This window comes from Streptomyces sp. NPDC041940 (assembly GCF_055589465.1).
Genome location: NZ_JBVJBP010000021.1, coordinates 71,781 through 86,151, shown reverse-complemented (window position 1 = coordinate 86,151; position 14,371 = coordinate 71,781). Strand labels below are relative to the sequence as shown.

12 protein-coding genes are annotated in these 14,371 nt (G+C 73.8%); 1 reads left to right on the top strand and 11 read right to left on the bottom strand.

Annotated elements, in window-relative coordinates:
• Positions 1-138: 138 nt before the first annotated feature.
• The 10 genes from ACZ6I3_RS29850 to ACZ6I3_RS29805 are packed head-to-tail and all read right to left on the bottom strand — an operon-like array spanning position 139 to position 11,697.
• Positions 139-2,073 (bottom strand): ABC transporter ATP-binding protein, encoded by a 1,935-nt coding sequence (locus tag ACZ6I3_RS29850; protein ID WP_469418788.1) that lies wholly within the window; start codon positions 2,071-2,073, stop codon positions 139-141.
• The gene (locus ACZ6I3_RS29845; RefSeq protein ID WP_469418786.1) at positions 2,070-2,864 is read right to left on the bottom strand and encodes an ABC transporter permease subunit; all 795 of its coding nucleotides are present in this window, start codon (positions 2,862-2,864) and stop codon (positions 2,070-2,072) included. The genes ACZ6I3_RS29850 and ACZ6I3_RS29845 overlap by 4 nt, the downstream gene beginning before the upstream one ends.
• Positions 2,861-3,886 carry an ABC transporter permease gene (locus ACZ6I3_RS29840; protein ID WP_469418784.1) on the bottom strand — a complete coding sequence of 342 codons (1,026 nt, stop codon included), beginning with the start codon at positions 3,884-3,886 and terminating at the stop codon, positions 2,861-2,863. Before ACZ6I3_RS29840 ends, ACZ6I3_RS29845 begins: the two co-directional genes overlap by 4 nt.
• Positions 3,883-5,457 carry an ABC transporter substrate-binding protein gene (locus ACZ6I3_RS29835; RefSeq protein ID WP_469418783.1) on the bottom strand — a complete coding sequence of 525 codons (1,575 nt, stop codon included), beginning with the start codon at positions 5,455-5,457 and terminating at the stop codon, positions 3,883-3,885. Before ACZ6I3_RS29835 ends, ACZ6I3_RS29840 begins: the two co-directional genes overlap by 4 nt.
• Positions 5,458-5,472: 15 nt before the next feature.
• A complete protein-coding gene (locus ACZ6I3_RS29830) occupies positions 5,473-6,258 on the bottom strand; it encodes a class I SAM-dependent methyltransferase (RefSeq protein WP_469418782.1) in 786 nt (261 codons plus the stop codon).
• Positions 6,255-7,490: an MFS transporter gene (locus tag ACZ6I3_RS29825; protein ID WP_469418781.1), complete on the bottom strand. Its 1,236-nt coding sequence runs from the start codon at positions 7,488-7,490 to the stop codon at positions 6,255-6,257. Before ACZ6I3_RS29825 ends, ACZ6I3_RS29830 begins: the two co-directional genes overlap by 4 nt.
• Positions 7,474-8,526, bottom strand: coding sequence for a dipeptide epimerase (locus ACZ6I3_RS29820; protein WP_469418780.1), 1,053 nt, complete (start codon positions 8,524-8,526; stop codon positions 7,474-7,476). Before ACZ6I3_RS29820 ends, ACZ6I3_RS29825 begins: the two co-directional genes overlap by 17 nt.
• Entirely contained in the window at positions 8,523-9,611 is a 1,089-nt protein-coding gene (locus ACZ6I3_RS29815) for a PLP-dependent cysteine synthase family protein (protein WP_469418779.1), read from the bottom strand. Before ACZ6I3_RS29815 ends, ACZ6I3_RS29820 begins: the two co-directional genes overlap by 4 nt.
• A complete protein-coding gene (locus tag ACZ6I3_RS29810) occupies positions 9,608-10,444 on the bottom strand; it encodes a Rossmann-like domain-containing protein (protein WP_469418778.1) in 837 nt (278 codons plus the stop codon). Before ACZ6I3_RS29810 ends, ACZ6I3_RS29815 begins: the two co-directional genes overlap by 4 nt.
• The gene (locus ACZ6I3_RS29805) at positions 10,441-11,697 is read right to left on the bottom strand and encodes an ATP-grasp domain-containing protein (RefSeq protein WP_469418777.1); all 1,257 of its coding nucleotides are present in this window, start codon (positions 11,695-11,697) and stop codon (positions 10,441-10,443) included. The genes ACZ6I3_RS29810 and ACZ6I3_RS29805 overlap by 4 nt, the downstream gene beginning before the upstream one ends.
• Before the next feature lie 90 nt (positions 11,698-11,787).
• Between ACZ6I3_RS29805 and ACZ6I3_RS29800 the strand changes: the two genes are divergently transcribed.
• Positions 11,788-13,269, top strand: coding sequence for an alpha/beta hydrolase (locus ACZ6I3_RS29800; protein ID WP_469418776.1), 1,482 nt, complete (start codon positions 11,788-11,790; stop codon positions 13,267-13,269).
• 12 nt (positions 13,270-13,281) lie between these two features.
• Here the strand turns inward: ACZ6I3_RS29800 and ACZ6I3_RS29795 are convergent, their stop codons facing one another.
• Positions 13,282-14,343 carry a peptidoglycan recognition protein family protein gene (locus tag ACZ6I3_RS29795; protein ID WP_469418774.1) on the bottom strand — a complete coding sequence of 354 codons (1,062 nt, stop codon included), beginning with the start codon at positions 14,341-14,343 and terminating at the stop codon, positions 13,282-13,284.
• Positions 14,344-14,371 lie beyond the last annotated feature (28 nt).

Here is a 14,371-nt window from a genome sequence, read left to right as displayed (position 1 = left end):
CCCTCCCCCAGCGACTCGAAGCGGCTGTGCCTCGTCTTGCGTGGAGTAAAGGGGTGGTGTCTGCGCAGAACATCGCCCGCACCCTAATCACAGGGCCGTGCCCTCGTTCAACTCGTAACGGGTGTGACTCGCTTCGGTTCATGCCCGGGTATACGTATCGAGACGGGCGATCGTCTCCGCGAGGGCTGCGGTGAAGGGATGGCGCGGCTCCGTCAGGATCCTGCGGGCCGGGCCCTGTTCGACGAGTTCGCCCGCGTCCAGTACGGCGATGCGGTGGGCGAGCGCCGCCGTGTCCAGGTCGTGGGTGATGAGCACGAGGGCGAGTTGGTCGTGCTCACGGACCAGCGCGGTGAGCAGGTCGAGGATGCCGCGCCGGGTGACGGTGTCGAGGCCGGAGGTGATCTCGTCGCAGACCAGGACCCTGGGGCGGGCGAGGAGGGCGCGGGCGAGGGCGGCGCGCTGGAGTTCACCGCCGGAGAGCTCGCCGGGGCGGCGGCGGACGAGACCGTCCGGGAGCCCGAGGCTCGCGAGCGTGGTCAGGGCCTCGTCCGTGGCCGTCCTCTCGTCGGTGCCGCGCAGCCGGACGGCGGTACGGGCGACCTGGGCGAGGACGGGCCGGTGCTCGTCGAAGGCGGCCCGGGCGTCCTGGAAGACGTACTGCACGGCCGCCAGTTGCGCACGGCTGCGCTGCCGCAGGCTGCGCGGCAACGCGGTCCCGTCGAGCAGGATCTCGCCGTCGTGGTCCCGGTGGAGTCCGGCCAGACAGCGCGCGAGGGTGGTCTTGCCACTGCCCGAGCGTCCGACGACGGCGAGGCATTCGCCGGGGTGCAGGGCGAGGTGGGGGGTGCGCAGGACGGTGGTGGTGCCTCGGCGGGTGCCGCCGTGGTGGCGGGCGGTGAGGTGACTGACGCGGAGGACGGGGCGAAGAGCCAGGCCGGGGGCGTCCTCGGCGGCCTGGGCACGGGCGGGGCGGTCGGGTTCCGGCAGGGCGGGTCGACGGGCGGAGGCGGGGCTGTCGTCATCCTGCGCCTGAGCGGGGCGGTCGGGTTCCGGCAGGACGGGGCGACGGGCGGAGGCAGGGTTGTCGTCGTCCTGCGCCCGAGCGGGGCGGTCGGGTGTCGGCAAGGCAGGGGCACGGACAGAGGCCAGGCTGGCGTCGCCCTGCGCCCGAGCGGCCGGATCGCGCACGCCCAAGACAGGGGCACGGACAGAAGCAGGGCCGTCGTCATCCTGCGCCCGGGCAGGCAGATCGCCTACGCGCGGGGCGGAGCCACGGACACGGGCGAGGCCGTGCTGCGCCAAGTCGGCGCCGGCCTCGCCGGTGAGAGCCGGGGCGTGTTCTGCGAGGAGGTCGCGGGTCCACGCGTGGCGGGGTGCGTGCCACAGGCGTTGGGCGGGGCCCGACTCGACGACCTGGCCGGCGCGCAGGACGAGGACGTCGTCCGCGAGGGCGCGGACCACGTCCAGGTCGTGGCTGAGCAGGACGACCGCGATGCCGCGGGCCGCGACCGTCGCCAGCTGGTCGACGATGCCGCGCTTGGTGAGCGCGTCCTGGCCGGTGGTGGGTTCGTCGGCGACGATGACACGGGCGCCGAGGAGGAGGGCCTGGGCGAGGACGACCCGTTGCTGCTGGCCGCCGGAGAGCTGGTGGGGGTAGCGAATCAACAGGGCGTCGGCAGCAGGGAGTTGGGCCGCTGCCAGGGCTTCACGCACGCGTTCCCGGGCCGCCGTGCGGCGTTGCGCGCGGGGCAGGTGGCGTACCTGGGCGCGGGCGATGTCGTCGAGCAGGGCGTTGACGCGGCGGGCCGGGTTGAGGACGGCGGCGGGATGCTGGGGCACGTACCCGACCGGTCCGGCCCCCGACCGGCGTACCTCCCCGGTGACCCGGGCGCCGGGCGGGTACTCCCCCAGCAGTGCGAGGCCGGTGGTGGTCTTGCCGCTCCCGGAGGCACCGACCAGGGCGGTCACCCGGCCGGGGAGCACACGCAGGTCCACCCCGTCGACGATGGGCCGGCCGGCGATCTCCACGCGCAGGTCACGGATCTCGGCGACCGGGTCGGTCTGATGGCTCACGGGCGTCGCCCTTTCTTGTCCAGTGCGGCGTCGAAGAGCAGGTTGGTGCCCGTCGTCAGGGCGACGATCAGCAGGGCGGGCACGACGACGGCCCAGGGCTGGATGAACAGACCCGTGCGGTTGCGGTCCACCATGACCGCCCAGTCGGCGGCGTCCGGGGCGACGCCCACACCGAGGAACGCGGCCGTCGACACCAGATACAGCACGCCGGTCAGCCGGACACCGGCGTCGGCGGCCAGGGTGCGCAGGGCGGAGCGGCCGACGTAGCCGACGGCGACGCGCCACCACGACTCGCCCTGCATGCGCAGCGCCTCCACGGCGGGCCGGGCCGCCGCCTCGGCCGCCGCGGCCCGTACGATCCGGGCGGCGTCGGGCACGTTCACCAGGGCGACGAGCAGCGCGAGGCCGGCCGCGCCCGGCGAGAACACGGACGCCACGAGCAGGATCAGCAGCAGCGACGGTACGGCGAGCAGCACGTCCAGCGGCCGCATCAGCAGCTCCTCGAGCCACCGGGCGCGGGTGACCGCGGCGGCGAGTCCGACCGGCAGGGCGACGAGGTAGGCGAGGGCGGTCGCGGCGAGCGCGGTCAGCACGACCGTACGGCCGCCGTGCAGCACCTGCTGCCAGACGTCCCGGCCGACGAAGTCGGTGCCCAGCCAGTGGCCGCCGCCGAGGGTGAAGGAGACGGCGCGGGGGCCGGGGTCGCCGGCGAACCAAGGCCCGAGGAGGGCGAGAAGCAGCGGGACGGCGACGACGGCGAGGCCGGGCAGCAGTCGGCGCGGGGCCCTCACGCCGCCACCCCCGCCCGCGGCGTCAGCCGGTACGCCACCACGTCCGCGCCCAGATTCAGTACGACGGTCAGCACGCCGAACACCACCGCCAGCCCCTGCACCACCGGCACGTCCCGCTCGGCGACGGCGTTGAGGAGAACGGTTCCGAGGCCGGGGATCACGAAGAGCGCCTCCACGACGATGACCCCGCACAGCAGCCAGTCGACGGTGCGGGCGAGTTGCTGGGCGGCCGGGGCCAGGGCGTTGGGCAGGGCGTGGGCGTAGCGGACGCGGGCGCCCGGGACGCCGTAGCGGCGGGCATGGGCGGCGTAGGGCGAGGCGAGGGCGTCGACCATGCCGGCCCGGACCAGGCGGGACAGGGAGCAGACCGGGCGGGACAGCAGGACCAGCACCGGCAGGACGAGCACGGCCGGGTGGCCGAGCAGGTCCGTGCCGTAGCCCACGGCCGTCGGCGGCAGCAAGGCCAGTTTCAGCGCGACGACCGTCACCAGCAGTACCCCGAGGGCGAATTCGGGCACGGCGTACACGGCGAGTGTCACGGAGCTGACCAGCCGGTCGATGAGCCGCCCCTCGTGGTGGGCGGCGAGCACGCCGAGTCCGAAGCCGAGCGGGACGAGCAGGGCGACGGTGAGGGCGGCCAGCAGCAGGCTCGGACCGAAGCCGTCGGCGATGTAGTGGGCCACGGGGCGCCCGGAGGTCAGGGAGGTGCCGAAGTCGCCCTGCGGCAGGCCTGCGGCCCAGCTCAGCAGCCGTTCGTGGGCGGGCCGGTCGAGGTCCATGACCTCGCGGATGGCCGCGATGCGCGCGGGGTCGGGCTGGTCGCCCGCGAGGGCGACGGCGGCGTCGCCGGGGAGGGCTTCGGTGAGGGTGAAGACCAGGAGGACTACGGCGACGGTTTGGGCTGCGCCCAGGACAAGTCGCCGGGCGACGAAGGATGTGCCGCGGTGTGTCGTCTGTCGGGTGCGGCTGCGTCGTGGCTTGTCGCGCAGTTCCCCGCGCCCCTTCAGGACGTCGGTGCTCATGCCAGCCATACGTTGTCGAAGCGGGCCCAGTCGAGGGTGTTGGCCGGGGCCTTGGTCTCGACTCCCCTCACTGTCCTGGACGTTCCGATGATCCAGTCCGCGAAGCCCCACACCAGGAACCCGCCCTCGGCGTACAGCCGGCGCTGCATCCGCTCGTAGACGGCGGACCGCTCGGTCTTGTCGCGGGTGGACTGCGCCTGCTGGTAGAGGGCGTCGAAGTCCTTGTGCTGCCAGTGGGTGGCGTTGGTCGTGGAGTCGGTGAGCAGCCGCTGGGAGATGTGGGCCTCGATGGGCATGGCGCCGGAGCGGTAGCAGCACAGGGTGCCGCCGTCGAGGATGTCGCTCCAGTAGGAGTCCTTGCTGCCCATCCGCACGTCGATCGTGACGCCGGCCTTGGCGGCCTGGTCGCGGAAGATGCCGGCGGCCTCGGTGAAGCCGGCGGCGACGGCGGAGGTGTCCAGGGTGACCTTCAGCTTCTCGGCGCCGGCCTTCTTCAGCAGGGCGCGGGCACGGTCGACGTCCTGCTCGCGCTGGGGCAGGCCGTCGGCGTAGTACTCGTAGCCCTTGCCGAACAGGTCGTTGCCGGCCTCGCCCGCGCCGGACAGGGCGCCGTCGACGATTTCCTTCCGGTCGGCGATGAGGAAGAACGCCTCGCGCACCCGCCGGTCGTCGAAGGGCGGCCGGTCGGTCTTCATGCAGAACGCCTGCATGGCGCTGTTGCGCAGCCGGACGATCTCGATCTGTCCCCGGCCCTCGTGGGCGCGTGCGGTGGTGGGGTTGAGTTCGTGCGCGTACTCGACCTGGCCCGCGAGGAGGGCGTTGACGCGCGCGGACTCCTCGTTGGCGACCACGAATTCGAGCTCGTCGAGGTACGGGGCGCCGTCCCAGTGGTCCTCGTAGCGGCGGAAGACGGCGGAGCGGCCGGGCGCGAAGGACTCGAAGCGGAAGGGGCCGGAGCCGATCGGCCGCCGGTCGAAGTCGGTGCCGGTGGCGTGCTCGGGGACGATGTACGCGCCGAACGCGGCCAGGACGTTGGGGAATTCGGCCGTGGGACGCTTGAGGACGAACTCGACCGACCGCTCGCCGGTGGCGCGGCTGGCGTCGAGGTCGATGGGTTCCAGGGACGCCTTGGCACGGAACGCCTGCTTCGGGTCGGCGATCCGGCGGTAGCTGTAGAGGACGTCGTCGGCGGTGACCGGCCTGCCGTCGTGGAAGGCGGCCTCACGCAGGGTGATCTGCCAGCGGTCGAGGGTCCTGTTCGGCTTCCACTCGGCGGCGAGGCGCGGGCGGGCGGAGAGGTCGGCGTCGTAGTCGGCGAGCTTGTCGTAGAGGGCCTTGGCGCGGGCGACGTCGGCGAACAGACTGGCCAGGTGCGGGTCGAGGGTCTCGCTCGCGCCGCCGCCGGCGAAGGCGGCGCGCAGCCGTCCGCCGCGCTTCGGCGTTCCGCCGCTGCCGCTGTCCGTCTTGTCGTCCGTTCCTCCGCCGCAGCCGGCGAGGGCGAGGGCGGCGGCGCCGGTGGTGGCGGCGAGGAAGCCGCGGCGGCGCAGACCGGGAAGGTGTTCGTCGGGCATGGCTGGTCCTTCGGGTCAGTGGGTGTGCGGGCGGCGGGCGACGAGGTGGAGCCGGTCCGCGTCGGTCGTCCGGCCGGGCGACTCGCCCGCCCGCCAGGGAGGTTCGGTGCGCGGTCCGGGTCCGTCGTGGAGTTCGAGCACTTCGAATCCGTGCGCCGTGAGGAAGTGCCGCAGTTCGTGCGGGAAGAGCAGCCGCCAGGCGGAGTGCTGGGTGACGGGCTCGGATCTGTCGTCGGTGGTCCAGACGCGGGTGCGGCGCAGGAGTTGGGTCGTGCGGTCCACCGTCAGCGTGGTGGTGGAGCGGTACGACGTGCCCTGCCAGGCGAAGGCGTTGGCGGTGGGCCGGTCGAGCAGGTCGGTGCGGCCGAGGAAGTAGGCGCCGTTGCGCATCTCGGCGACGAGCAGGCCGCCCGGGCTGAGGGCCTTGTGGCAGGAGGCGAGGAAGCCGTCGAGCTGGTCGTTGGTGTGGCAGTACAGGAGGGAGCTGTCCAGGCACACGACGGCGTCGAAGGGGCCGAGGTCGAAGCCGTGCAGGTCGGCGCGGACGTACTGCGGGCCGGGGTGGTGCGCGCGGGCGTGGGTGAGCATCGGCTCGGACAGGTCGGCGCCGGTGACCGTGCGGCCTGCCGCGTGCAGTCCGGCCGCGTCGCGGCCGGTGCCGCAGCCCATGTCCAGGACGCGCGGCCCGGCACCGTGCCGGCGCAGGCAGTCCTCGGTCCACCGGGCGGCCGTCCGCTCGGCGTCGGGGAAGCGGGCCTCGTACAGCGCCGGATGGTCGGTGAGGAGGTTGCCGCTCGTCACGCCTTGCTCCTCTCCCCCGCCGGCGCGGGCACCTCCGGGGCCGTGCTCGCGGGCAGGGCACCGAGCCGGCGCAGCCAGGCCACACCGAGCGCGGAGACGAGGCCGAAGCAGGCGCAGCACACCCAGGGCAGCCACCCGGCGCCGTGTTCACCGCGGTCCATGGCCCAGCCGACGGCGGTGTTGCCGAGGGCCGCGGCGACGCCGGAGACGACGTAGAAGATGCCGAAGTAGGTGCCGGTCAGTTCGGGGCGGCCGAAGCCGGGGACCAGCTCCATGACGAACGGCTGGGCGATCATGACGCCGAGGTAGAGCAGCAGGGCTCCGGCGAGCACCGGTACGACGCCCGCGAGGAAGGCCGGGAGCAGGAAGGCCAGCGCCATCACCGCGAGTCCGACGGCTATCCAGCGCCCTCGGTCGCCCCGGGCCTTGAGGGACCGTGTGATCCTCAGCTGGAGGGCCAGGTTGGCCACCGTTCCGACGAGGAAGACGATCCCGGCCGCCCCGTCCCAGCCGGTGGCGTCCCGCGCCCCCGCCGGCAGCAGCAGATACAGCTGGTTCTCCAGGGTGTATATGCCGACCATGGCGAGCGCGAAGGCCACGAAGGGCCGGTTGCCGAGCACTTCGCGCCAGTCCCCGAGGACGCCGCCGCCGCTCGGCTCCGCCTTCCGCGCGGGCAGGACGAGCGCCTGTGCCACGGTGAGGACGGCGAAGATCCCGGCCGCGGTGAGCGCGGACGTGCGGAAGTCGACGAGGAGAAGGGCGCTGCCCAGCAGCGGGCCGATGAGCGCGCCGGTCGTGGCGAACACGTTGAACAGCGCGAACGCCTCCGCCTTGCGCTCGCCTGCCTCCTGCGCGAGATACGCCCGCACGGCCGGGTTGAACAGCGCCCCCGCGAGCCCGCTCAGCACGGACGCGGCGAGCAGCACCGCCAGCCCGTCGCCGAGCGCGAACAGCGCGAACCCGAGGGTGCGCAGGGCACAGCCCGCGATGATGACCCCGCGTGCGCCGAGCCGGTCGGAGGCGGAGCCGCCGATGATGAACAGGCCCTGCTGGCTGAGGTTGCGGACTCCGAGGACGATGCCGACGACCGCCGCCGACAGGCCGAGGTTCTGGGTGAGGTGGGTGGCGAGGTAGGGGATGAGCAGGTAGAAGCCGGTGTTGACGCCGAGCTGGTTGACCAGCAGGAGCCGCACGGCGAGCGGGAAGCGACGTATCTCATGCCACGTGCGCACGGACCGCCACCTCCTCGACGCCCAGGCCGGCGAGGCCACTGGTGCGGACGACGCCGTCGGTGCCGCCGATGCCGGTCCACGGGTCGTGGGCGAGCAGCAGATGCCCGTCGAGGTCGGCCCAGCGGGCCCGGTCGGCGAGGTGGACGGCGGGGGCGAGTCCGAGGGTGCTGGCGGTCAGGCAGCCGAGCATCAGATCGGTGCCGCTGCCCTCGATCAGCTCGGCGATGCGCAGGGCCGCGTGGACGCCGCCGCACTTGGCGAGCTTGACGTTGACGCCCTGGACGCGTCCGGCGAGGCGGCGGACGTCCTCCAGGGTCACGGCGTCCTCGTCGGCGATGACGGGCAGCGGCGCGCGCTGCGCGAGGGCGCCCAGGGCGTCCGGGTCGCCGGGCGGGACGGGCTGCTCGACTGCTGCCACGCCGAGGTCGGCGAAGCGCGGCAGCAGGGCGTCCGCCCGCGCCACGGACCAGGCGCCGTTGGGGTCGAGGAGCAGCCGGGCCCGGGGAGCGGCGTCGCGGATGACGCGCACGCGCTCGATGTCGTCCTCGGGGTCGGGGGCGCCCGCCTTGACCTTGATGACCTCGAAGCCGCTCGCGGCGAGGTGCCTGGCCTCGGCCGCCGCGCGGGCCAGGGCGGTGATGCCGATGGTGCGGGCGGTCGCGGCGACGGGCGGGGCGGTGGTCCCGAGGAGACGGTGCACGGGGACGCCCGCGCGCAGGCCGGCCAGGTCGAGCAGCGCCGACTCGACGGCGGCGGTGACCGCGGGCGGCGTGTCACTCGCGGTCAGCTCCCCGGCCCGCAGGGCCTCCAGGGCGCTCTCCGGACAGGCGAAACGACTCAGGTCCACGGCGGAGAGGAGGCGTACGAGCGCCTCGGTGCCGAGTCCGTAGTAGACGCTGGTGACGGCCTCGCCGTGGCCGCGCAGTCCGTCGTGCTCGACGGTGAGCCATACGGCGTCGCGTGCGGTCATGGTGGAACGGGAGATGCGCAGCGGCTCGGCGAGTTCGAGGCGTACGGTGCGCAGGCTGGACTTCACAAGTGCTCTTTCTTCAGGGCGGAGGCGGCGAGCGGGTCGCTGACGCGGGTGCAGCGGACCCAGCCGGCGGCCTCCGCCGCGTAGGGGTGCGGTATCTCGACGGGCCGGGTGGCCGCGGCGTCCGGGTCGAGGCCGTGGGCGTCGGTGAAGGCGTCGTCGTAGACCGTGCCGAGGTAGCGGTGCGGGCCGTCGGGGAAGACGGTGGCGACGACCGCCCCGGGGTGGACGCGGGCGGCCCAGGCGGCGACCCGGGCGGCGGCGCCGGTGGACCAGCCGCCGCTGACGAAGGCGCCCCGCGCCAGTCGGCGGCAGCTGTCGACGGCCTCCGCCGGGCCGACCCAGTGGACCTCCTCGAAGGCGTCGTAGGCGACGTTGCGCGGGTGGATGCTGCTGCCCAGGCCTCGCATCAGCCGGGGCCGAGCGGGCTGGCCGAAGATGGTGGAGCCGGTGGCGTCGACGCCGATGAGCCGCAGGGCGGGCCAGTGGCGGCGCAGCGGGCCGATGATGCCCGCGCTGTGGCCGCCGGTGCCGACGCTGCACACCAGGATGTCCAGATGGTCGAGTTCGACGGCGATCTCGGCCGCCAGGGAGGCGTAACCGGCGGTGTTGTCGGGGTTGTTGTACTGGTCGGGCCAGTAGGCGCCGGGCAGTTCGGCGAGCAGTTCCCGCAGCCGGGCCAGGCGCGCGGCCTGCCAGCCGCCCCGCTCCAGCGGACGGTCCGCGATCTCCAGCCGTACTCCGTGGGAGCGCAGCAACTGGCGCATGGACGGCTCCAGTTCCCGGTCGCCGACCAGCACGACGGGATGGCCGAGGGCCTGTCCGGCGAAGGCGAGCCCGATGCCGAGGGTGCCGGAGGTGGACTCCACCACCGGGGCGCCGGGCAGCAGTTCGCCGCGCTCTCGGGCGCCCAGCAGCATCGACACGGCGGCCCGTGCCTTCATGCCGCCCGCGGCGAGCCCTTCGAGCTTGGCCCAGAAGCCGGGGTGCGGGCCGGGCAGGTCGGGGGTGATGCGGGCCAGTGGGGTACGGCCGACCAGGGAGAGCAGTTCCCGTCGCGCGGCCGGACGGAGCGCGGTCGCGGTCATCGCCCGCCTCCCGGGCAGGAGCCGTCGTAGCGGTGCAGGACACCGGGGCCGCCGTCGAGCCAGAAGAACGGGTACGGCTCCGCGCACACCGCGCTGACGCCCTGCCCGAGGAAGCGCGGCAGCACGGCGCTGCCGGTCTGGGCGAACATCACCAGCTGCTTGCCGTGCGCCAGCGCGTGCCGCCGCAGCCGTTCGAAGGTGCCGTTGCCCAGGGTCATGCCGGAGACGAGCAGCGCGTCACACCGCCCGGCCGCGGCGAGCGCGTCGGCGACGACCGGCTCGTCCCACTCGGTCGCGCCGCCCTTGAGGTCACACGGGATGTAGCGCAGATCGCGCGAACGCAGCACTTCCAGAAGGGAGTTGACCACTCCCACGACGAGCACGGTGGCTCCGGGCGGGAGGTCGAGCAGGCCGACGACCGCCTGCGCCCGGGCCCGGGACTTCTCCAGCGACGACCCGGCGGGCAGCGGGACGGGGCAGGCCCCGTTGGCCGGAGTGTGCGGCAGGACGTGCATCAGGTAGGCGTCGAGGGCCGCGACCCGTACCGCCGGCAGCGGATGCTCCAGCAGCCGGGCCACGTCCGCGCCCACACACTCCTCGACCGCGCTGTCGGGCAGCGCGCCGGGCTCGACCGCGCAGGAGCCGACCGCCTCGCCGAGGCGCAGGCTGAGCACCTCGTTGCGGTAGCCGGTGCCCCGTCCGTCGTGCCGGACGGCCTGCCGGGTGGTGAAGGCGACGGCGACGCTCAGCGTGCCGGGGTCGGGCCCGAGGGCTCCTGTGCGTACGAGCGTCACCAGGTGGTCGTACGACAGTCCGGTGAGGGCGGTGGTCATCGGATCACCAGCCCCGCCCGCAGCCCGTCCAGCACGCTTTCGACGCGTGCGCGGGCGCCGAGTCCGTCGGCGTCGCCCGCCATGACGTGCCCCAGGTACTCGTTATTGCTGCCCGCCGCCTTCACCGCCCTGCCGGGTTCGGCGAGTTGCATCTCCAGCACCCCGGGCAGGTCGCACACGCTCACGCCGTCCAGCGCTTCGAGGGTGCCCGAGGAGCCCGGCACCAGGAAGCCGATGGCCGCGCTGTCCAGCCCGGTGTCCGTGTGCCGCAGGTCGGGTGCGCGGCCCAGGGCGACGTCCACGAAGGCGGCGGCGAGGTCGATCCCGGTGACGTGCCGCACGAGCTCGGTGATGCGGTTTCCGGCGGGCCGGGGGTTGACCTCGACCACGCGCGGCCCGGCCGAGGTCAGTTTGATCTCCGTGTGCGCCACGACCCCTTCGGTCAGTCCGAGGGCCTTGAGGGCGGCCAGCGCGGTCTGTTCGGCGGCCTCGGCGTCGGCCGTCGTCAGGTCGGCGGGGAACATGTGCCCGGTCTCGACGAAGGCGGGCGCCCCGCCGACGCTCTTGTCGGTCACGCCCACCACATGGACCGCGCCCGCGTACGACACCGTCTCGACGCTCACCTCGGGACCGTCCAGCAGTTCTTCGAGCAGCACCACGGGCGTCCGGCGCTGTCCGCGCGCGTTGACCGGGAAGTCGGCCAGGGCCCGGCAGGCGGCAGCGAGCTGGGCCTCGTCGTCCACACGGCGCACGTACATGCCCGCGCACAGGTCGACGGGCTTGACGACCAGCGGGTAGCCGATGTCCCGCGCGGCCCGCGCGATGTCGGCCCACTCCTCCCGGACGGCGAAGCGCGGGCCCGGCACTCCCGCGTCGCCGAGGACGCGGCGCGTGGTGTCCTTGCGGCAGGCGTTGCGGACCGCCTCGTACCCGGGGCCGGGCAACCCGAGACGTTCCGCGATCCGCGCCACGGCCGGCAGGTAGTAGTCGCAGGACGTGACGACCCCGTCGAAGCCGAGCACCCCGTGCAGCCGCTCGACCTCGGGCAGCAGCGCCTCGACGTCGTTGGTGTCGGCGGTGATGACGTTGCGGGCGCCGAGCAGCGGATGGGCCGTTCCCTCCGGAGCCGAGCGCAGGTAGTGATGCAGGTCACGGGTGAGGAACGTGAACGCGTGCCCGTTCTCCCGGATCGCCCGTGGCAGCAGTCGGCTCATGGACCCGACCCAGCTCTCGACCACCAACAGATGAGCCACAACTCCCCCTTTCAAAGGTTGCCGCCGGAGACGGTATCGATAATCATTTTCATTGTCACCTTCTTGAGCGAAGATCTTCCGGAGACCCCCTTGACCCGTCCCGCACGCCGCACCGCACTGTTGTGCGCCCTCGCGGCCGCCACCGCCCTGCTCCCCGCCGCCCCCGTCCGGGCGGCCGAGCCGCGCTCCCCGCTCCGCTTCACCGACTGCCCCGGCTCCGTCCCCCGGCCGCCCGCCCCGGAGCGCGTCGAGTGCGGACGGCTCGCCGTGCCGCTGGACTGGCGCCACCCCCGAGGGCCGCGCATCGAGGTGGCGGTCTCACGGGTCCGCGCCTCGGGAACCCCCGCCGAACGACGCGGCATCCTGCTGGTCAACCCGGGCGGTCCGGGCGGCTCCGGACTCCCCTACACGGTCACGAAGCGGGCCAAGCTCCCCGAGAGCGTGCGGCGCGCGTACGACGTGGTCGGCTTCGACCCGCGCGGTGTCGGACGGAGCACCCCGGTCTCCTGCGGCCCGATGGGCGGCCTCTTCGACAGCCCGGGCGGCGACCCGGTACCGGCCGGGGCCCCGGCGGAACGGTCGTACCTGTCGTCCCTGCGCGCCCTGGCCGGCGACTGCGCGACCCACGCGGGCCGCCTGCTGCCCCATCTGTCCACCGAGCAGACGGCGTACGACATGGACGCGATACGCGGGGCCCTCGGCGAACCGCGGACGAGCTTCCTCGGCGTCTCCTACGGCAGTTGGCTCGGCGCGGCGTACACCGCCCGCTTCCCGCACCGCGTCGGCCGGATGGTGCTGGACAGCGTGGTCGGGCCGTGGGACTGGTACGACTTCGACGTGCTCCAGAGCCGGGCGCTGCTGCGGCAACGCGACATCTTCTTCGCCTGGGCCGCCGGGCATTTCGGCCTGGGAGAGACTCCCGCCGAGGTGCGTGCGTCGTATCTGCGGGTGCGCCGGGGGCTGGCCGCGCGGCCCGTCGCGCGGTTCGGCCCTGCGGAGTTCGACCGCGCGGTGTACCGCGCGCTGGGCCGCACCGAACGCTGGGAGGGCCTCGCCGACGGTCTGCGCGGCTACCTGACCGACGGCGACCCGGACGGGCTGCGCCCGGCCGCCGCCTTCGACGGCCCGGAGTCCCGCACCTACGAGGCGGCCAACCGGGTCGTCAAGTGCGCCGACGGGCCGGGCCCCAGCGCCCGCGACATCGTCACGGACATCCGCCGCACCCGCCGTCTCGACCCGCAGCCGGTTCTGACGGGCATGGAGGCGAACACCTGCGCCTACTGGCACCACCGGCCCGGCCACCGCACCCCGCTCGGCAGTCCGGACGCGCCGCCGGTCCTCCTCGTCGCCTCCGCGCACGACCCCGTCACGCCCGTCGAGGGGGCCCGCGGCCTACGGCGCCTGCTGCCCGGCGCACGCCTGGTCACCCTCGACAACGACTACTCGCACGGCGTGTTCGCGAGCCGCGGCAACGCGTGCGTGGACGGCACCGTGGCGGCCTATCTGCTGCGCGGAACGGTGCCGTCGGCTGATGTGCGCTGCACGGGCCCGGGTCTGCCGGCGGTCGGGTAGAGAGCGCCGGCCTCAGGTCTCCTTCCAGACCAGCACGGTCAGCACCGCGTTCGCGACGGTGACGGGCACCGCGGCCTGGCTCAGCAGCCGCACCCGCATACTGCGCCCCGACGCGAGCCGCTTCGTCAGCGGCAGGACCACGAAGGAACCGCCCCCGGTCCCGGTGATCTCGTGGATCGGGTGGTCCGCGCGGTGCTCGTCGCCCTCGTACTCCGACATGCGCGCCTGCACGACGGCACCCGCCGGCAGACCGTCGATCTGGAGGCTGACGGTCCCGCTGAACCGGGCCGGGCCACGGGCGAACACGCTTCCGCCGGTGGCGTGGTGGCCGGTCTCGTCGGTCCACTCCTCGGTGAACTCGACCGAGTCCCAGGCGCCGGGCGGGAGCTGGTACTCCCCGGCGACACCTAGGTTGACGTACTGGGGCATGGGGTCCTCTCCTTCCCACCGGCCCGCCGGGAGGGCCAGGGCGTCGGCGACATCACGGCGGAAGTCGGCCATGTCGAATCCGCGCGGGTCGACCTTCCAGTCGCTCCATTCCAGGTGCCCGATCGCGCTCTTGTGGCCCCAGCCGTGCGCACGGCAGACCGCGGCGGTGGCCTTGACCATGGCGACGTACTGTTCGCCGGGCCACGGGTCCTTGCCGTCGCCCTGGTTCTCGCACTCCCAGCCGTAGAACCGGGCGTTGCCGTCGACCGCGCCGGCCGAGCCGTCGTGCTCGTGCGTCGCCGGCGGGTACGTACCGTACGACTCGCCTATGACGGCGTTCAGGACGTCACCGTCACCGCCGCCGGCGTGGTTGGCCCGGCCGTTGCCGGTCAGATGGACGACACCGTCCTTGGTGATGCAACCGGTGGCGAGCGGACCGGGCAGGGCGCTGTGGCCGTGGTAGATCAACTCGACGACGTCCGTGCTCGGCCCGGTGACGGTGTGGTGGATCATCACACCGTGTACGGGGCCCCAGGGGCCCTTGTGATTGCGGTTGTTGGTGCGCCAGCCGCCGACCTCGTGGACGGCGCAGCCCTCGGCCTTTAACGCGGCGACGAGCCGGGCGGCGGTGAGTGGTGTGGCCATGCGTCGGTCCTCCGTTTCGGCGCGCTCG